Source organism: Pseudonocardia petroleophila (assembly GCF_014235185.1).
In the GTDB taxonomy this organism is placed as follows: domain Bacteria; phylum Actinomycetota; class Actinomycetes; order Mycobacteriales; family Pseudonocardiaceae; genus Pseudonocardia; species Pseudonocardia petroleophila.
This window is the reverse complement of sequence record NZ_CP060131.1, coordinates 781,123-799,011: the sequence shown is the minus strand read 5'-3', so window position 1 is coordinate 799,011 and position 17,889 is coordinate 781,123. Positions and strand designations below refer to the sequence as shown.

General features: G+C 75.0%; 18 protein-coding genes. 3 read left to right on the top strand and 15 right to left on the bottom strand.

Annotated features, from left to right (window positions below; all coding sequences use genetic code 11):
- Window positions 1-30 precede the first annotated feature (30 nt).
- Both H6H00_RS03945 and H6H00_RS03940 read right to left on the bottom strand, forming a co-directional pair.
- Complete coding sequence (locus H6H00_RS03945) at window positions 31-1,545, bottom strand: ATP-dependent DNA ligase (protein ID WP_185722147.1); 1,515 nt, start codon at window positions 1,543-1,545, stop codon at window positions 31-33.
- A gap of 63 nt (window positions 1,546-1,608) precedes the next feature.
- Window positions 1,609-2,109, bottom strand: a complete 501-nt coding sequence (locus H6H00_RS03940; RefSeq protein ID WP_185720003.1) for a DinB family protein — start codon at window positions 2,107-2,109, stop codon at window positions 1,609-1,611.
- Between the two features lie 60 nt (window positions 2,110-2,169).
- On the opposite strand from H6H00_RS03940, the gene H6H00_RS03935 reads away from it, so the two are divergent.
- On the top strand, window positions 2,170-3,135 hold the full coding sequence (locus H6H00_RS03935) for a helix-turn-helix transcriptional regulator (protein ID WP_185720002.1): 966 nt from the start codon (window positions 2,170-2,172) through the stop codon (window positions 3,133-3,135).
- On the opposite strand, the gene H6H00_RS03930 is transcribed toward H6H00_RS03935, so the two are convergent.
- From H6H00_RS03930 to glpX, 8 genes are all read right to left on the bottom strand, one after another.
- Window positions 3,136-4,095, bottom strand: a complete 960-nt coding sequence (locus H6H00_RS03930; protein ID WP_185720001.1) for an ABC transporter ATP-binding protein — start codon at window positions 4,093-4,095, stop codon at window positions 3,136-3,138.
- On the bottom strand, window positions 4,092-4,871 hold the full coding sequence (locus H6H00_RS03925) for an ABC transporter permease (RefSeq protein WP_221775782.1): 780 nt from the start codon (window positions 4,869-4,871) through the stop codon (window positions 4,092-4,094). Before H6H00_RS03925 ends, H6H00_RS03930 begins: the two co-directional genes overlap by 4 nt.
- Window positions 4,868-5,767, bottom strand: coding sequence for an ABC transporter permease (locus H6H00_RS03920; protein ID WP_255425566.1), 900 nt, complete (start codon window positions 5,765-5,767; stop codon window positions 4,868-4,870). The genes H6H00_RS03925 and H6H00_RS03920 overlap by 4 nt, the downstream gene beginning before the upstream one ends.
- Before the next feature lie 16 nt (window positions 5,768-5,783).
- Window positions 5,784-6,923: an ABC transporter substrate-binding protein gene (locus H6H00_RS03915; protein ID WP_255425565.1), complete on the bottom strand. Its 1,140-nt coding sequence runs from the start codon at window positions 6,921-6,923 to the stop codon at window positions 5,784-5,786.
- A 236-nt stretch (window positions 6,924-7,159) separates the two neighbouring features.
- Window positions 7,160-8,347 carry an EAL domain-containing protein gene (locus tag H6H00_RS03910; protein ID WP_185719999.1) on the bottom strand — a complete coding sequence of 396 codons (1,188 nt, stop codon included), beginning with the start codon at window positions 8,345-8,347 and terminating at the stop codon, window positions 7,160-7,162.
- Between the two features lie 95 nt (window positions 8,348-8,442).
- Window positions 8,443-9,846: a class II fumarate hydratase gene (locus H6H00_RS03905; protein WP_185719998.1), complete on the bottom strand. Its 1,404-nt coding sequence runs from the start codon at window positions 9,844-9,846 to the stop codon at window positions 8,443-8,445.
- A 74-nt stretch (window positions 9,847-9,920) separates the two neighbouring features.
- Window positions 9,921-10,532 carry a L,D-transpeptidase gene (locus H6H00_RS03900; protein WP_255425564.1) on the bottom strand — a complete coding sequence of 204 codons (612 nt, stop codon included), beginning with the start codon at window positions 10,530-10,532 and terminating at the stop codon, window positions 9,921-9,923.
- 136 nt (window positions 10,533-10,668) lie between these two features.
- Window positions 10,669-11,733, bottom strand: a complete 1,065-nt coding sequence (glpX, locus tag H6H00_RS03895) for a class II fructose-bisphosphatase (RefSeq protein ID WP_185719996.1) — start codon at window positions 11,731-11,733, stop codon at window positions 10,669-10,671.
- A gap of 116 nt (window positions 11,734-11,849) precedes the next feature.
- On the opposite strand from glpX, the gene H6H00_RS03890 reads away from it, so the two are divergent.
- Entirely contained in the window at window positions 11,850-12,461 is a 612-nt protein-coding gene (locus H6H00_RS03890; RefSeq protein WP_185719995.1) for a DUF4245 domain-containing protein, read from the top strand.
- Window positions 12,462-12,503: 42 nt separating this feature from the next.
- Here H6H00_RS03890 and H6H00_RS03885 read toward each other — a convergent pair whose 3' ends face one another.
- From H6H00_RS03885 to H6H00_RS03875, 3 genes are read right to left on the bottom strand one after another with little or no spacing between them, the layout of a single operon-like run.
- Complete coding sequence (locus H6H00_RS03885; RefSeq protein ID WP_185719994.1) at window positions 12,504-12,719, bottom strand: exodeoxyribonuclease VII small subunit; 216 nt, start codon at window positions 12,717-12,719, stop codon at window positions 12,504-12,506.
- Window positions 12,712-13,977, bottom strand: a complete 1,266-nt coding sequence (xseA, locus tag H6H00_RS03880; RefSeq protein ID WP_185719993.1) for an exodeoxyribonuclease VII large subunit — start codon at window positions 13,975-13,977, stop codon at window positions 12,712-12,714. Before xseA ends, H6H00_RS03885 begins: the two co-directional genes overlap by 8 nt.
- Complete coding sequence (locus H6H00_RS03875) at window positions 13,974-14,615, bottom strand: lipid droplet-associated protein (protein ID WP_185719992.1); 642 nt, start codon at window positions 14,613-14,615, stop codon at window positions 13,974-13,976. The genes xseA and H6H00_RS03875 overlap by 4 nt, the downstream gene beginning before the upstream one ends.
- Window positions 14,616-14,779: 164 nt before the next feature.
- Here H6H00_RS03875 and H6H00_RS03870 point away from each other — a divergent pair, with 164 nt between their 5' ends.
- Complete coding sequence (locus tag H6H00_RS03870) at window positions 14,780-15,736, top strand: 4-hydroxy-3-methylbut-2-enyl diphosphate reductase (protein WP_185719991.1); 957 nt, start codon at window positions 14,780-14,782, stop codon at window positions 15,734-15,736.
- Here the strand turns inward: H6H00_RS03870 and H6H00_RS03865 are convergent.
- Both H6H00_RS03865 and H6H00_RS03860 read right to left on the bottom strand, forming a co-directional pair.
- Window positions 15,666-16,304: a DUF6542 domain-containing protein gene (locus H6H00_RS03865; protein WP_185719990.1), complete on the bottom strand. Its 639-nt coding sequence runs from the start codon at window positions 16,302-16,304 to the stop codon at window positions 15,666-15,668. The two genes, H6H00_RS03870 and H6H00_RS03865, sit on opposite strands and share 71 nt — an antisense overlap.
- Window positions 16,301-17,809 (bottom strand): DNA recombination protein RmuC, encoded by a 1,509-nt coding sequence (locus H6H00_RS03860; RefSeq protein WP_255425563.1) that lies wholly within the window; start codon window positions 17,807-17,809, stop codon window positions 16,301-16,303. The genes H6H00_RS03865 and H6H00_RS03860 overlap by 4 nt, the downstream gene beginning before the upstream one ends.
- Window positions 17,810-17,889: the final 80 nt, after the last annotated feature.

The window sequence follows — 17,889 nt, the reverse complement described above, 5'->3', positions numbered from 1 at the left end:
TCGACACGCGGCGGATCGGGCAAGCCCCGATCACCCGTGCAGCAGCGCCCGCACCGCGTCGATGGTGTCGGCCTCGCCGGGCGCCTTGTCCGGCCGGTAGCGCAGCACCCGTGCGAAGCGCAGCGCGACGCCGCCGGGGTAGCGGGTGCTGCGCTGCGCGCCGTCGAGCGCGATCTCGACGACGAGCTCCGGCCGCAGCAGGACGGCGTGGTCGGACTCCGAGCGCGCGTAGGCCGGGAACGTGGCCGTCTGCCAGGCCAGCAGCTCGTCGGTCATGCCCTTGAACGTCTTGCCGACCATGATCGGCTCGCCGCCGTCGGGGTCGCGGGCGCCGAGGTGGATGTTCGACAGCGACCCCGTGCGCCGGCCGTACCCCCACTCCGCGCCGAGCACCACCAGGTCGAGCGTGTGCACCGGCTTGACCTTCTGCCACGCCTTCCCCCGCCGCCCCGCCAGGTACGGCGCGGCCAGCGACTTGACCACGACGCCCTCGTGCCCGGCCGACAGCGCGGCGTCGAGCACCTCGGCGGCCTGCTCCGGGGTGGGGGTGCGGACGCCGGGCATCCGCAGCGGCTCGTCGACCAGCGCGGCCAGCGCGTCGAGACGGACGTGCAGGGGCTCGTCGAGCAGGTCGGTGCCGTCGAGGTGCAGCAGGTCGAAGAAGAACGGGCTGAGCAGCGACTGCTCCTCCCTGGCGTCGCTGCCGAAGCGGCTCATCGTCTCCTGGAACGGGCGGGGGCGGCCGTCGTCGCGCAGGGCGAGGGTCTCGCCGTCGAGGACGACCGAGCGGCACGGCAGCCCGCGGACCAGCTCCACCAGCTCCGGGACGGCCGCGGTGATCTCCCGCAGCGTCCGCGTCCAGACCCGCACGTCGTCGCCGTCGCGGTGGACCTGGATGCGGGCGCCGTCGAGCTTGAACTCCACGACCGGGTCCGGCACGGAGTCGAGCGCGGCGTCCAGCGACGCGCCGGGGCTCGCCAGCATCGGTCGCACCGGGCGGCCGACCTGCAGCGACACCGCGGCGAGCGCGTCGGCCCCTCCGGAGAGCGCGAGCCCCGCCGTGGCCGGCAGCTGCCCCGAGAGCATGAACGCGCGCCGCACCACCGGTGCCGGGACCTCCGATGCGGCCGCGACCGCCTCCAGCATCACACCCTCCAGCGCACCCTGCCGCAGCTCGCCGGTGAGCAGCCGGCGCAGGAAGGCCTGCTCGTCGGCGGTGGCGGCGCCGAACAGCTCGCCGAGCAGCGCCGCGCGGCGGGCGGTGGACCCGGCGCCGGAGGTGGCGGCGAGCGCGTCGAGCAGGGCGTCGACGGCCGGGACCGTCAGCGTGGCGGCCGCCGACGGCGGATGGTCGAGCGCGGACAGGGTGCGCCAGCCCGCGCCGAGGCGCCCCTGCAGCGGCTCGCCGGTGAGCCACGCGGTGGCCGCCCGCACCTCGTCGGGTCCGGCGGCGCGCAGCAGCCCGGCGAGCGCGGCGGCCTTCGCCGTGCGCGACCGGGTGGCGCCCACGGCGGCGGAGACGGCGACGACCTCGGCCAGCAGCATCTGCGGCATTCTGCCTCGTGCGCGCAGACCCCGGCTCGGGCGACCGCCTCCGCGCACGGGGCGTCAGCCCATCGTCTTCTGGCCGTCGATGGCCTCGCGCAGGATGTCGGCGTGGCCCGCGTGCTGGGCGGTCTCGCCGACGATGTGGACGAACACGCGCCGGGCCGAGCGGGTGGCCCCGGCCGGGAACCAGGGCGCCTCCGGCAGCGGGTGCGCCACGTCGAGGCTGGGCAGGCTCTCGACCAGCGCGTCGGTGTGCTTCGCGATCTCCGCGTACCCGGCGAGCACGCCGGCGAGCGTCTCGTCCTCGCGCAGGGTGAAGCTGTCGGCCTGCGCGGCCCAGCTGTCCTCGGTGGCCTCCATCGCCGACGTGCCGTGCTCGATGAAGTCGGTCCAGCCCTTCTCGGTGTGCGCGACGTGCTTGATCAGCCCGCCGAGCGTGAGCTCGCTGACCGTGGTGCGCTGCCGCGCCTGCTCGTCGGTGAGGCCCTGCACGGTGAACAGCAGGAACCCGCGGTGGGTGGCCAGGGACTCGAGGATGTCGGCGCGCTCGGTGTTCGTCATGGGTGAAGAGTAGGAGGTCCAGCGGCCATTTCCTGACCGCAATGCCGGGATACTCGGGACATGGCCAACACGAGTTCCCGGACGCTGCGGCTGCTCTCGCTCCTGCAGACCCACCGGCACTGGCCCGGGCCCGACCTCGCGGCCCGGCTCGGGGTCTCACCGCGCACCCTGCGCCGCGACGTCGACCGGCTGCGCGAGCTGGGCTACCCGGTCGAGGCGAGCCGCGGGGTCGACGGCGGGTACCAGCTCGCGGCGGGGGCCGCCCTGCCGCCGCTCGTCGTCGACGACGAGGAGGCCGTGGCGCTCGCCGTCGGCATGCAGGCGGCGACGCAGGGCTCGGTGGCCGGGATCGAGGAGTCGGCGGTGCGCGCGCTGACCAAGGTCGTGCAGGTCATGCCGCCCCGGCTGCGCCGGCGGGTCGACGCGCTGCGGGCGGTCACCGTGCCGCTGGAGTGGGGTGCGCGCGCGGCGCCCGTGGTCGACCCGGAGGTGCTGATCGCCGTCGCCCAGGCCTGCCGCGACACCGAGCGGCTGGAGTTCTCCTACGCCGCGCCCGGCCGGGAGCCGATGGCCCGGCACGTCGAGCCGCACCGGCTGGTGCCGCTGGGCCGGCGCTGGTACCTCGTGGCCTACGACCTGCACCGCCACGACTGGCGCAGCTTCCGCCTCGACCGCCTCACCGCCCCGCGGACGACGGGTGCGCGGTTCCGCACCCGCGACCTGCCCGGGGCCGACGCGGCCGCGTTCGTCCGGGCCGGGCTGGAGACCGCGCAGCAGCCCGCCCGCTTCACCGTCGAGGTGCTCGTGCACGCCCCGGCCGAGCGGGTGCGCGAGCGGCTCGCGAGGTGGGCCGAGATCGAGGAGGTCGACGCCACGAGCTGCGTGCTGCGGATGACCACCGACAGCCTCGACTGGCCCGCGATGGGGCTGGGGTCGGTGGGGGCGGAGTTCGAGGTGCGGTCCCCGCCCGAGCTCGCCGACCTGCTGCGCGAGTGGGGGGAGCGGTTCCGGCGGGCGGCGGGGTGATCACGGCCGGACGGGGGCCACCGCCGTCGGCTCGCCGATCCCGGGCAGCCCGGCCCGGCTGACGACGTCGACGGTCAGCTCGCCCACCCCCGTCGTCACGACGATGCGGGTCACCGGGCCGAGGAACGTGGTCGTCAGGACGGTGCCGGGCAGGCCGTCGCGGCCGACCGTCAGCTCCTCCGGTCGCATCGCCCGCTCCGGGGCGCCCGGGGTGATCACGCCGTCGGTCAGCGGTACCGCGTTCATGATCCCCACGAACTCGGCGACGAACGGCGTCGACGGGGTGGAGTAGACCTCCTGCGGCGTGCCGACCTGCTCGAGGCGCCCGGCGTTGAGGACCGCCACCCGGTCGGCGACGGCGAGCGCCTCGGCCTGGTCGTGCGTGACGAACAGCGTGGTGATGCCCTCCGCGAGCTGCAGCCTGCGGATCTCGTCGCGCAGCTGCACGCGGACGCGCGCGTCGAGGGCGGAGAGCGGTTCGTCGAGCAGCAGGACGGCGGGGGAGACGGCCAGGGCCCGCGCGAGCGCCACCCGCTGCTGCTGCCCGCCGGAGAGCTGGTGCGGGTAGGAGTCGCCGCGGGACCCGAGCCCGACGAGCTCGAGCAGCTCCGCCGCCCGCGCCCGCCGCTTCGCCGGTGCGATCCGCCGCACCCGCAGCCCGAACGCGACGTTGTCCGCCGCGGTCATCGTCGGGAACAGCGAGTACGCCTGGAACACCATGCCGGTGTCGCGCTTCGCCGCCGGCACACCGGTGACGTCGTTGCCGCCGACCAGGATCGACCCGGCCGTCGGCTCGTCGAACCCGGCGAGCAGCCGCAGCGCGGTGGTCTTCCCGCAGCCGGACGGGCCGAGCAGCGCCAGCAGCTCGCCGGGCGCGAGCGTCAGGTCGAGCCCGTCGAGGGCGTGCGTCGCCCCGTAGCTGCGGCGCACGCCGCGGAACTCGACGGTCGTACCGGTCATCGAGCACTCCTCCTGGCGTTTCCGGCGAAGGACACCGCGAGCAGCAGCACCCAGGTGAGGACGAGGCTGGCCAGCGTCAGGGCCACGGCGACGCCGGCCCGGCTGCGCCCGACCTCGACGATCGCCACGGGGAACGTGTCCCCGTACAGCAGGAGCCGGGCGATGACGATCTCGCCCAGCACGAGCGCGAGCGTGAGGAACGCGGCCCCGAGCACCGCGCTGCGGATGGCGGGCAGCACCACCCGCAGCAGCGTGACGGGCAGCGACGCCCCGAGGTTGCGCGCGGCCTCCACCAGCGTGCGCAGCGGGATCGCGGCCAGCCCGTTGTCGACCGAGCGGTACGCGAACGGCAGCGCGAGCACCACGTAGAACGGGGTGAGCGCGGTGAACGAGGAGGCGAACAGGGTGCGGAACACCGGCCCGCCCAGGTTGGCCTGCACGAACGCGATCCCCGCCGCCATGACGACGGGCGGCACGACGATCGGCAGGATCGTCGCGCTCTCCAGCAGCGCCGCGGCGGCCGGGAAGCGCAGCCGCACCCACACCGCCGTCGGGACGACGAGCAGCAGCACCAGCACCGCGGTGACGACGGCGATCTGCAGCGACACCAGCAGCGCCGAGAGCAGCACCTCGTCGGAGGCGATCGTCAGGTAGTTGGCGACGCCGTACCCGCCGCCGGGGACGCGCAGGCTGAACTCCGCGGCCGAGAGCAGCGGCACCAGGAAGTACACGAGCGCGAGGCCCAGGACCACGACCCGCCAGCGCCGGCCCCTCACCGGGCCTGCCACCGGGAGGCGCGGCGCTGCAGGAGGACGTACCCGACCATGACGACGGCGATGACGAGCACCATGTCGAGCCCGAGCGCCAGCCCCACGTTCTGCGCCCCGGCGAGCACGTTGCCCGACAGCGCCGACGCGATCGCGGTGGGCAGCAGCGGGATCGAGCCGCTGGTCAGGGCGAGCGCGGTGGCATACGCGGCGAACGCGTTGCCGAACAGCACGAGCGCGGCCCCGCCGAGCGCGGGCGCGAGCACGGGCAGCGCGATCCGCCGCCAGTACGTCCACGCCGACGCCCCGAGGTTCTCCGCCGCCTCCCGCCACTGCGGCAGCAGACCCTCCAGCGCCGGGGTGATGAGGATGACCATGAGCGGGATCTGGAAGTAGACGTAGGTGAGCGCGAGGCCGGTGAGGGAGTCGATGCGGAAACCGGAGGCGTAGAGGTCGACGCCGGCCGCCTGCAGGAACTGCGTCGCCAGCCCGGTCTGGCCGAGCGCGGCGATGAACGCGAACGCCAGCGGCACGCCGCCGAAGTAGGCGAGCACGCCCGAGGCCGTCGAGACGATCCGGCGCAGCGGGCTGGTCGGCCGGCTCGTCAGCACCGCCTGCGCCAGGAACGCGCCCGCGACCGCTCCGACGAGCGCCGTGCCGGCCGACAGCACGATGCTGGAGGCGAACGCCGCCCGGTACTGCGGCTGCGTCACCGAGGCGATGACGTTGTCGAGCGTCGGGAGCCCGTCGGGGTCGGACAGGGCGCCGCTGACGACGAAGTACAGCGGGCCGCCGAGGAAGACCAGCAGGTAGGCGACGAAGGGCACCAGGCCCAGCGCGGCCCGCCAGGACCGCTCCGGCCGCACCGTCTCGGGGGGTGCGGCCGGGGCATCCAGAAGGGTCATCTCAGGAGGTCGCTGTTCAGGAGGTCGCGGCGGCCCAGCCCTGGGCCACCACCGCGTTCGCGGCGTCGGTCTGCTCCTGCGTGGGGTACGTCGGCTCGCCGGTCACCGGCGGCAGCACCGCGACCAGCGCGGCGTCGGCGGTGCCGGCCTCGGTCATCGCGGTCAGGCGCGCCGGGCGGGCCTTGCCGGCCAGCCACAGGTTCTGGCCCACGTCGGAGTAGAGGAACTCCTGCCACAGCCGGGCGGCGGCGGGGTGCGGGGCGTTCTTGTTGATCGCCTGCGCGTAGTACTGGGCGAACAGCCCGTCCGACGGCACGGCGACCTGCCACTCGAACGACGCCGCGACCTTGTCGGCCTGCGTGAGGTTGAGGTAGTCCCAGTCGAGGACGATCGGGGTCTGGCCGCTCTCGATCGTGGCCGGTGTCGGGTCGACCAGCAGCAGGTTGCCGCTGTCGGCGAGCTGCCCGAAGAACTGCAGGCCCGGGTTGATGTCGTCGAGCGTGCCGCCGTTGGCCAGCGCCGCCGCCCACACGCCCGCGAACGCCGACGCCGACGACGTCGGGTCGCCGTTGAGCGCGACCTGCCCGGCGTACTCGGGCTTGGTGAGGTCGGCGAAGGTCTGCGGGCAGGTCGCGACGAGGCCGGCGTTGCAGCCGATGGACAGGAAGCCGCCGTAGTCGTTGACCCACGCCCCGTCGGCGGCCTTGTTGCCCTCGGGGATCGAGTCCCAGGTCTGCACCTGGTAGGGCGCGAACAGGTCGACGTTGGAGTTGGCGAAGGACTGGCCGAGGTCGAGGACGTCGGGCGCGCGGTCCTGCGTGCCGAGCTGCTGCACCGCGTTGATCTCGTCCTGGCTGGAGCCCTCGGGGTTGGCCGACTCGACGGTGATCCCGTAGGTCTCCTCGAACGTGGAGATCATCTCGCCGTAGTTGGCCCAGTCCGGCGGCAGCGCGATGACGTTGAGCGTGCCCTCGGCCTGCGCGGCCGCGACGAGCGCGTCGAAGCCCCCGCCCGCCTCGGCGGAGGTGGCGGTGGACCAGTCGGTGCCGTCGGCGGCCGGTGCGGCCCCGCCGCCCCCGCCGGAGCTGACGCAGCCGCTCACGGCGAGGGTGGCGCCGATGGCGGCCACCGCCAGCAGACGTCGCTTCAGGGTCACGCGGCACTCCTTCGCAGCTGGGTCGCCGGCGACGGCCGGACCGGCGCAGCTTCCAGTGGGGACGTGACCGTAGCGCGACGATCACCCGTGCAGGGAGCGTCGAACCGGTGTCCCGTGGGTTTCGACGTCAGAACGTGACGGCGCGCGTGCCCGCCCCTGTGGTCCGCCGGTGACGCTGAGCAGCAGGGACGGTCGACAGCAGGGCGCGGGTCGTCCGGGTGACGCACCGATCGCCGTCAGGCCGCCGACGGGCTCCCCGTGGCCTCGGTCAGCAGGTCGGCGACGCGCACGACGCCAGCGCAGACCCCGTCGGCGTCGAGCAGGACCAGGTCGTCGTAGCTGCGGGCGCGGTCGCCGCCCAGGCAGGACGCCATGGCGCTGCGCAGGTCGGTGCGGGCCGGGCAGGTGCGCGGAGGCTCGGCCAGCGAGGTGGCCGGCCGGTCGGCGTACAGCGCGCGGCCGAAGGGGCCGGAGATGGCGAGCATGAAGCGGTTGCGGTCGAGGAAGCCGGTGGGGCGGCGGTGCCGGTCGAGCAGCACGACGCTGCCGGCCTGTGGGTGGTCGGCGAGCGCCTGCCGCACGCGCTCCGCGGTGGCGTCCTCGGGGAGGCTGACCGCGGCCTGGGCGAGCTCGGCCACGGTCGGCAGGACCGGGCGGGGCGCGGGCCGCGGGGTGGGCGACGGCGCGGGCTGCTGCGCGAACCGGGGCAGCAGCGCGGGTGGCAGCAGGATCCCCGTCGTCGACGGGCGGCGCTGCACCTCGGCGAGCAGCGGTCCCTGGCCCCAGGGGATGCCGTGGTCGCGCACGGCGGCGAGCTGGTCGGCGGTGGTGACGCCGGTGGCGCAGACGCGCACGCCGACCGCGCGGCACACGTCGCCCAGCGCGGTGACCACGGCGCGGGCGCGGGGATCGTCGGGCAGGCGGGCCACCAGGTGCGCGTCGATCTTGACGAGGTCGGGCTCCAGCTCGGCGATCAGGTCGAGACCGAAGCCGCGGCCGACCCCGTCGAAGCCGATGCCGAAGCCGTCGGCGCGCAGCTCGGTGACGCCCGCGGCGAGCGCGTCCGGCGGCGCGGCGGACAGCGCCGGGTTGATCTCCAGCAGCATCGGGGGTGCGGGGCGGCCGGCGTCGCGGCGCTCCAGGGAGGACCGCACCTGCTGCACGCGGCGCCGGGCCGCCACGACGGTGTCGGCCAGCAGGTCGACGTGCAGGGGGACGGTGGCGTCGTAGTCGGTGCCGTGCAGGACCGACGCGATCGCGATGCCGGAGTCGAACTCGGCGAGCTGGCGGGTGCCCCACACCGCGTTGGCCGCCACGATGCGGGCCTGGTCGCGCGCCTGCCTGCGCAGGACCTCCATCCCGACCGGGCGGCCGTTGACCAGGTTCAGCAACGGCTCGAAGGCGAACCGCCCGTGATCACTCATCGCCCTACGGAACACGAACGGACCAACGACGAGGTGAACTCCGGATGAAGGGTGACCCGACGTGGCAGGGCTGCACTCGATCGGGGGCCCCTGCGCTACCGCCCGCCGCGGGCCATGGCGAGGACGTCGAGGGCCGTGTCGAGCTGCTCGGCCGTGAGCTTCCCGCTCTCGACGTGCCCGCGCTCGAGCACGACCTCGCGGATGGTGCGCTTCTCCGCCAGCGACTGCTTCGCGATCGACGCCGCCTCCTCGTAGCCGAGGTACCGGTTCAGCGGCGTCACGATCGCCGGGCTCGACTCGGCCAGCTCGCGCGTCCGCTCGACGTCGGCCGCCATCCCGTCGACGACCTTGTCGGCGAGCAGCCGGGCGGCGTTGGCGAGCAGCCGCGCCGACTCCAGCACGTTGCGCGCCATCACCGGCATCATCACGTTGAGCTGCAGGTTGCCCTGGGTGCCGGAGAACGCGACGCATGTGTCGTTGCCGATCACCTGCGCGGCCACCATCATCGCGGCCTCGCAGATCACCGGGTTGACCTTGCCGGGCATGATCGAGCTGCCCGGCTGCAGGTCGGGCAGGTGCAGCTCGGCCAGGCCGGTGCGCGGGCCGGAGCCGAGCCAGCGGATGTCGTTGGCGATCTTGAACAGGCTGACGGCCGCGGTGCGCAGCGCGCCGGAGGCCTCCACCAGCCCGTCGCGGGCGCCCTGGGCCTCGATGTGGTCGGCGGCCTCGGAGAGCACGTCGAGCCCGGTGGCCGCGCGCAGCTCGGTGACGACGCCGGAGCCGAAGCCCTCGGGGGCGTTGAGGCCGGTGCCGACCGCGGTGCCGCCGATCGGGAGCTGCCCGAGGCGGGGGAGGACGTCGCGGACGCGGGCGGCGCCGTACGCGGCCTGCGTCGCCCAGCCGCCCGCCTCCTGCCCGAGCGTGATCGGCACGGCGTCCATGAGGTGCGTGCGCCCGGCGGTGACGACGTCGACCCACTCCGCGGCGCGGCGGGTCAGCGCGGCCGCGAGGTGGTCGAGCGCCGGGGCGACGTCGGTGGCCAGCGCCTCGGTGGCGGCCAGGTGGATCGTGGTCGGGAAGACGTCGTTGGACGACTGCGACGCGTTGACGTGGTCGTTCGGGTGCACCTCCACCCCCGCCCGGGCGGCGAGTGAGGCGATCACCTCGTTGGCGTTCATGTTGGAGCTGGTGCCCGACCCGGTCTGGAACACGTCGACGGGGAAGTGGGCGTCGTGCTCCCCGGCCGCCACCTCGTCGGCGGCCGCGGCGATGGCGTCCGCGAGTTCGCCGTCCAGCACGCCGAGTCGTCCGTTGACGCGCGCCGCCGCCCCCTTCACCAGCCCGAGCGCGCGGATCTGGGAGCGCTCCAGCCCGCGCCCGGAGATCGGGAAGTTCTCCACCGCCCGCTGCGTCTGCGCGCGCCACAGCGCGTCGGTGGGCACCCGGACCTCGCCCATCGTGTCGTGCTCAACCCGGAACCCGTTGTCGTCGTCGACCATGGGGCCAGTGTTCTCGCGCGGGGGCCGTCGTGCAGGGTCCGAGTGACGCACGACCCCCGGACCCGGCGGACGTCTCAGGGCACGACCTGCACGAGGTCGCCCCGCTCGAGCGAGCCGAAGAACTCCCGGGCCGCGGCGCGGGACAGGTGGATGCAGCCGTGCGAGAGCTGGCTGAGGCTGCCCTGGTGGAACGCGATGCCGCCGTTGAAGAACACCGAGTACGGCATCGGGGCGTCGTAGATCGAGCTGACGTGGTCGCGGCTGTGGAAGGTGACCGGGAACGTGCCCGGCGGCGTCCGGAACCCGGGACGGCCGCTCGTGGTCGGGACCGGGCCGTAGGCGATCTCGCCGTCCTCGATCAGCCAGGCCCGGTCCCCGGACAGGTCGACGCACGCCCGCGCGTTCGACGTGCAGGGCGTGCCGGGGACGTTCACCGGGGCGACGCGCACCGACGTCACCCGCTGGCGCGCCTGCTGCGGTGCGACGGGCGCGGCCTCGGGAGCCGCCTCGGGGGCGGCCGCGGGTGCGACGGGCGCGGGTGCCGCCGGAGCGATCACCGCCTCCTGGACGCGGGACGGGAGCAGCCCGACCGCCGCGGCGACCGCGGCCTGCGCGGTGGGACCGGCGCCGGCCGCGGCGCCGCTGAGCAGACCCGTCAGCGCGACGACGACCAGCAGAGACAGCACCCGTCGGACCCGCACGTCCACCCCCGCAACCGGCCGACCGTCACTGATCGATCCCCAGGGGAAGCATCCGCCCCATCCGTATCGCCATCAAGCCCGATCGGGTGGAGCCGGGCTCACGATTGCATCACGGGCCGGGTCAGGGCAGTGGCGGCGTCGAGTCGAGCTCGGCGATCTGCTGCGCGGAGAGGTCGAAGTCGACGGCCGAGTACTCCCGGAGCTTCGTGAGCCGATGGTAGCCGTCGATCATGCGCACGGTGCCCGACTTCGACCGCATGACGATCGACTGCGTGGTGCAGCCGCCGCCGCGGTACTGGACGCCGCGGAGCAGGTCGCCGTCGGTGATGCCGGTGGCGCAGAAGAACACGTTGTCGCCGCGCACCAGCTCGTCGGCGGTGAGGACGCGGTCGAGGTCGTGGCCCGCGGCGATCGCCCGGGCGCGCTCCTCGTCGTCCTTGGGCCACAGCCGGCCCTGCATCGCGCCGCCCATGCACTTGAGCGCGGCCGCGGTGATGATCCCCTCCGGGGTGCCGCCGATGCCGTAGAGCATGTCGACGCCGGTGTTCGGGCGGGCCGCGGAGATCGCGCCCGCCACGTCGCCGTCGGTGAGGAAGTGGATGCGGGCGCCGGTGCGCCGGATGTCGGCGACGAGCTGGTCGTGGCGGGGGCGGTCGAGCACGCACACCGTGACGTCGGTGACGTCGAGGTGCTTGGCCGCGGCGACCCGGCGGATGTTCTCCGCGACGGGGGCGGTGAGGTCGATGACGTCGGCCGCCTCCGGCCCGACGGCGAGCTTCTCCATGTAGAACACGGCCGACGGGTCGAACATCGCGCCGCGCTCGGCCACCGCGAGGACGGCGACGGAGTTGGCGATGCCCTTGGCCATCAGCGTGGTGCCGTCGATCGGGTCGACGGCGACGTCGCACCACGGCCCCTCGCCGTTGCCGACCTCCTCGCCGTTGTAGAGCATGGGCGCCTCGTCCTTCTCGCCCTCGCCGATCACCACCACGCCGCGCATCGAGACGCTGCCGATGAGCTGGCGCATCGCGTCGACGGCCGCACCGTCGCCGCCGTTCTTGTCACCCCGTCCCACCCAGCGGCCCGCCGCCATCGCCGCCGCCTCCGTGACGCGGACCAGCTCCATCGCGAGGTTGCGGTCGGGCGCCTCCCGGCGCCTTGGCGTGGCGTTCGCGGGGCTGGTCATCGTTGGCCTCCTGCAGGCGGTCGGGGATGTCCCGATCCTCGCAGATCGCCCGTGGTCGTGGGGCTCCGTCGAGGTGAGACGGCGGTCGCTCCCGGGGTGAGGGGATGATGGGCGGCGTGACCGATCCCGCTCCCCGCAAGCCACCGCGCTCGGCGATGTCGGTGCGCGACATGATCGTCGCGATCGGGGTGCTCGCGCTCATCGTCGTCGTGATCGGCGGGCTGTCCCGCGGCTGCTCGTTCAGCCCGGGCGGGCCGACGGTCGACCCGGGCGCGCTGCCCGTCGTCGACGCCCCGGCGGAGCTGCGGGGCCTCGCGCCCGACGTCCCGTTCTCGCTGCGCGTGCCCGCGGTGCCGCCGGGCTGGCGGTCCAACGCCGTCGACCAGGACCGGCTCGACCCCGCCGACCCGGCGGCGGGCCGGGCCGTCCGCACCGGCTACCTGACGCCGGAGGGACGCTACCTGCGGCTCGTGCAGAGCGACGGCGCGGAGGAGGCGGTGCTCGCCTCGGAGACCGGGGCCACCGTCGTGCCCGCGCAGGGGACCACCGACGTCGGCGGGCTCGCGTTCGTCGTCTACGGCCTGCCCGACGAGGAGCCGATCTGGATCGCCGACCTCGACGGCGTCCGCATCCTGATCACCGGCAGCGGCGCCGAGGCCGACTTCCGGGCGCTGGCCGGTGCGGTGCTGGCCGGGGAGGCGCTCCCCGCGGGCACGGCCCCGAGCTGACGCCGCGCGGTCGGTCGCCCGCGCTGTCGGTCGTCGGCGCGGTCAGTCGTCGGTGCGGGCGGCCAGCGCGGTCTCGACGCGCTCGCGGGCGCCGGCCAGCTGCTCCTCGCACCGGGTGGCCAGGGCCTCGCCGCGTTCCCACAGCGCCACCGACTCGTCGAGGGACAGCCCGCCCGCCTCCAGCGCGCGGACCACCTCCACGAGCTCGTCGCGGGCCTGCTCGTAGCCCAGCGACCCCACCGCCGCCTGCTCAGCCATTCGCCTTCTCCGTCCGCTTGCGCTTGCGCGGTGCCGCGGCCTGCACGGTGGCCAGCACCGCCCCGTCGGCGACGCGGATCCGCAGCCGCGCGCCGTCGGCCACCTCGGTCACCGACCGCAGCACCGGCGGCGGCTCCGCCGGGTCGTCGACGCGCTGCACCACCGCGTAGCCGCGGGCCAGCGTGGCGGCGGGGCCGAGCGTGGTGAGTCGGGCGCGCAGGTGCTCGAGCTCGACCCGGCGCCGGTCGAGCCCGCGCTCCACCGAGCCGCGGGCCGCGTCGCGCAGCCGCTCGACCTCGGCGTGCCGGGCGTCGAGGCTGCGCAGGGGGTCGGCCAGCACCGGGCGCCCGCGCAGCGCCGTCAGCAGGCGCTCCTCGCGGTCGACCCAGCCGGCGAGCGCCCGGCGGGCGCGGTCGCGCATCCCGGCGATGCGCGCGGTCTCCTCGGCGAGGTCGGGCACCAGGCGTCGGCCCGCCTCGGTGGGCGTGGAGCAGCGGACGTCGGCGACGTGGTCGACGAGCGGGGTGTCCGGCTCGTGCCCGATCGCGGAGACGACCGGGGTGCGGCAGTCGGCGACGGCGCGGCACAGCGTCTCGTCGGAGAAGGGCAGCAGGTCCTCGACGCTGCCGCCGCCGCGGGCGAGCACGATGACGTCGACCTCGGCGTCGCGGTCGAGCCGGGCCAGCGCGTCGACGATCTGCGGCACCGACAGCGCGCCCTGCGTCGCGACGTGCTCGATGCGGAAGCGGGCGGCGGGCCAGCGCGCCGTCGCGTTCGAGACGACGTCGTGCTCCGCGGCCGACGCGCGGCCGGTCACCAGGCCGATGCAGCGCGGCAGGAACGGGGGGCGGCGCTTGCGGGCGGCGTCGAACAGCCCCTCGGCGGCGAGCAGCTTGCGCAGCCGCTCGATGCGCGCCAGCAGCTCCCCGACGCCGACGGCGCGGATCTCGGTGACCCGCAGGCTCAGCGTGCCGCGGCCCAGGAAGAACGACGGCCTGCCGTGCACGACGACCCGGTTGCCCTCCGCGACGGCCGGGCCACCGTCACGGACGAGCCCGATCGGCGCCGTGAGCTGCAGCGACACGTCGGCGGCCGGGTCGCGCAGCACCAGGAACGCCGTGCCGGTCCCGGCCCGTGCGGTGACCTGCGCGAGCTGGCCCTCGACCCACACCGCACCGAGGCGGTCGACCCACTCGGCGATCTTGCGCGCCACCGTGCGGACCGGCCACGGCTGCTCCGGTGTGGTCGGGCCGGTCATGCCTCCGAGACCGTGGTGATCCGGTTCGACAGCATCGTGACGAACGGCGGGCGGGCCTCGTGGGCCTGCTCCCACTCCAGCAGCGCGCGCAGGTCCCCGAGCGAGAGCGTGCGCAGCTTCGCCCGCAGCTGCGGGATCGACAGCCCCGGGTACTCCGGCAGGGCGGACGGGGCGTCGGCCGCCGACTCCTCCGCCTTCTTCTCGGCCTTCCGCTCCGCGGCCTCCTTCGCCGTGGGCACCGGCTTCTCCCGGACGACCGGCACCGACCGCGAGACCCGCGGCGCGACCGCTCCCGGCGCGGGCGGGTCGGTGACGCGGACGCCCTCCGGGCGGGTGGGCGGCTCGGCGACCCGGCCCTGCGGCCGCAGCGCCGTGACGACGCCGTTGGTGCGGGGCTCGTCCTCGTCGAACGTGGCCCAGCTCGGCTTCTCCTCCACCGGCCGCAGCGAGCCGAGCGCGCGGTCGCCCTTGATCGCGACCTCGGTGACCTTCTGCTGCACCCGCATCGACGCCTGCAGCGCCTGGCTGACGGCCGTGACCGGGAACTCGACGACGAGCCGCGGCAGGTCCCGAGCCTGCTCCACGGCGAGGGCGACGATGCCGGCGGCGAGGCGCACCGGCAGGGGAAGCGGCTTCATGCCGCACAGTCTCGCCTGCGTGCGCGGCGACGGCAGCCCCGGGCCCGCACTTCGGAGCCGTAGTGCTGCGTCAGCGGCCCCCGAACGGCACTACGGCTCCGCAGTGCGGTGGGGCGGGACACGATGGGCGGCCGGGCGCGGTCGTCGTCCGTAGGGTGGGGGGCATGTCCGCAACCGCGAAGCGCGTCCTGCTCGCCAAGCCGCGCGGCTACTGCGCCGGCGTCGACCGTGCCGTGGAGGCCGTCGAACTCGCCCTGGAGCAGCACGGGGCACCGGTGTACGTCCGCAAGCAGATCGTGCACAACCGGCACGTCGTCGAGACGCTGGAGGAGCGCGGCGCGATCTTCGTCGACGAGACCGACGAGGTGCCGACGGGCGCGCTCGTCGTGTTCTCCGCGCACGGGGTCTCCCCGGCCGTGCACGCCCAGGCCGCGGAGCGCGAGCTGCGCACGATCGACGCCACCTGCCCGCTGGTCACGAAGGTGCACCACGAGGCGAAGCGGTTCGCCCGCGAGGACTACGACATCCTGCTGGTCGGGCACCACGGCCACGAGGAGGTCGAGGGCACGGCGGGGGAGGCGCCCGAGCACATCCAGCTCGTGGAGACCGCGGAGGACGTCGCGAACGTGACGGTCCGCGACCCCGAGAAGGTCATCTGGCTGTCCCAGACCACGCTGAGCGTCGACGAGACGATGCAGACGGTGCACGCGCTGCGCGAGCGCTTCCCCGCGCTGCAGAACCCGCCGAGCGACGACATCTGCTACGCCACTCAGAACCGCCAGGTGGCCGTGAAGGCGATGGCCGCGCAGTGCGATCTCGTGCTCGTCGTCGGCTCCACGAACTCCTCGAACTCCGTGCGGCTGGTCGAGGTGGCGCTGCAGGCCGGGGCCGGGGCGTCGCACCTGATCGACTACGCCCGCGAGATCGACCCCGCCTGGCTCGACGGCGTGCGCACCGTCGGTGTCACCAGCGGCGCGTCGGTGCCGGAGGTGCTCGTGCGCGGCGTGATCGACCGCCTCGCCGAGGACGGGTTCGACTCCGTCGAGGAGATCACGACGGCGGAGGAGACGCTGACCTTCTCGCTGCCCCGCGAGCTGCGGCCCGCGCGCGCGTCGCGCTGACCCTCTTCGGCTTCTCCGCACCGGCGTCCACCGGCTTCGGCGCCCGGACCGACCCGCGCCGGCCGGTGGCGCTCCGCTTGCCCTCGGCCGGGCGCGCGGCCTCCACGGCCGCGCGCTGGGCCAGGATGCGGCCGACGCCGAGCGAGAGCACGACCGCGGTGGTCCACGCCATCGTGGGGAAGCTGTTGACCAGCGGCGCGCCGATCGTGATGAGCCGCTCGGAGATCCCCGTGCCCGGCCGGGGCGATCCGGCGACCAGCACGACGACCGGCACGGCGACGGCGAGCAGCAGCGGCGGCGACACCATCGGCGCGAACAGGCTCCGCCGCCGCACCCACGCGACCGACAGCACGCAGCCGCCGAGGTAGCAGACGGTGAACACGGCGCCGAGCGTGCCGATCCGGAACAGGTCGACGACGACGCCGAGCAGCGTGAGCGCGGTCGCCAGCCCGACCGCGGCGAGCGGCGGCACACCGAGCACGGTGGCGATCAGCGAGCGCTCCGGGACCGGCCAGCGGCCACCGGCTCCGCGCTCGGCCACGTCGAGGGTGCGGGCGGGGACGGTCACCGTCCCAGGTTAGCCCGGGGCTGGTCACCCTCCTCGTACTGACGCCGCTCACGTTCGTGGAGCGCCACCAGCGCGTCGGCGGCGGACGCGACGAGCTCCGGCGCGGCGATGACGCGGGGGGCGCGCTCGATCTGGCCGGGCGCGGCGAGCTCGTCGTCGGCGACCTCGAGGTCGGTGAGCTTGCGCGCGGTGACGAGCACGCGCGCCTCCAGCGAGCTGACGGTCTGGTTGTAGCTGCCGACCGCGGCGTCGAGGCTGCGGCCGAGCTTCGCGACGTGCGTGCCCATCGTGGCCAGCCGCCCGTGCAGCTCCTTGCCGAGCTGGTGGACCTGCGCGGCGTTGCGCGCCAGCGCCTCCTGCCGCCACGAGTACGCGACGGTGCGCAGCAGCGCGATCAGCGTGGTGGGGGTGGCGATCACGACGTCGCGGGAGAACGCGTGCTCCATCAGCGACGGGTCGGCCTGCAGCGCCGCCTCCAGGAACGGGTCGCCCGGCACGAACAGCACCACGAACTCCGGCGACGGCTGGAACGCGGCCCAGTAGGCCTTCGCCGAGAGCGTGTCGACGTGCTGGCGCAGCTGACGGGCGTGCGCGGTGAGGCGCTCCTTGTGGGTGGCCTCGTCGCGGCTCTCGACCGCCTCCAGGTACGCCGCGAACGGCACCTTCGCGTCGACGACGACCTGCTTGCCGCCCGCGAGGTGCACCACCATGTCGGGCCGGACCCCGCCGTCCTCGCCCTGCGCGGTGACCTGCGTGGAGAAGTCGCAGTGCTCCACCATCCCGGCGAGCTGCACGATCCGCTCCAGCTGCAGCTCGCCCCACCGGCCCCGGACCTGCGGCGCGCGCAGCGCGTTGACCAGAGACTTCGTCTCGTGCTGGAGCTGTTCGGAGCTGCGGTGCATCGTGGCGACCTGTTCGCGCAGGCCCGCGTAGGCCGACTCGCGGTCCTTCTCGACGTCGCGCAGCTGCCCCTCGACGCGCTGCAGCGTGGACGTCATCGGGTCGAGCAGGGCGCTGATCGCGTGCGCGCGAGCGGCCGCGTCGCCGTCGGCCTTGGCGTGCAGGGCGGCGGTGGCCTCCTTGAGCCGGCCCTCGGCGAGCGCGACGAACTGCTCGTTGTTGCGGGCCAGCGCGTCGGCCGACAGCGCGCCGAACGCCTCCTTCAGCTCGGCGTCGCGGCGGGTGAGCAGCTCCTCGCGCTGCCCGGCTGCCGCGCGCTCGCTGCGCAGGGCGGCGTGCGCGCCCGCGGCGTCGGCCTCCGCGGTGCGCAGTCGGTCGAGGGTCTGCTGCAGCTGCGCGTCGAGCGCGTCGACCCGGGCGACGAGGCCGGCCCGTTCGGCCCGCACGCCGGCGGCGTCGGCCCGGGCCATGGCGCTCTGGTCGGCCGCGGTGCGCGCGGCCTCGGCGACCGTGGCCCGCGCCCGGGCGGAGACCAGCGCCCACGCGGCTGCGGCGCCCAGGGCCATTCCGACGAGGAGGCCGAGGAGGAGCAGGGCGGTGTCCACGGCGTCCAGCGTGCAACGGGGCCCCGACAGATCCGCGGCGGACACGCCCGGGCGGGGGCCGGTGGGCGCCACGGATCGGT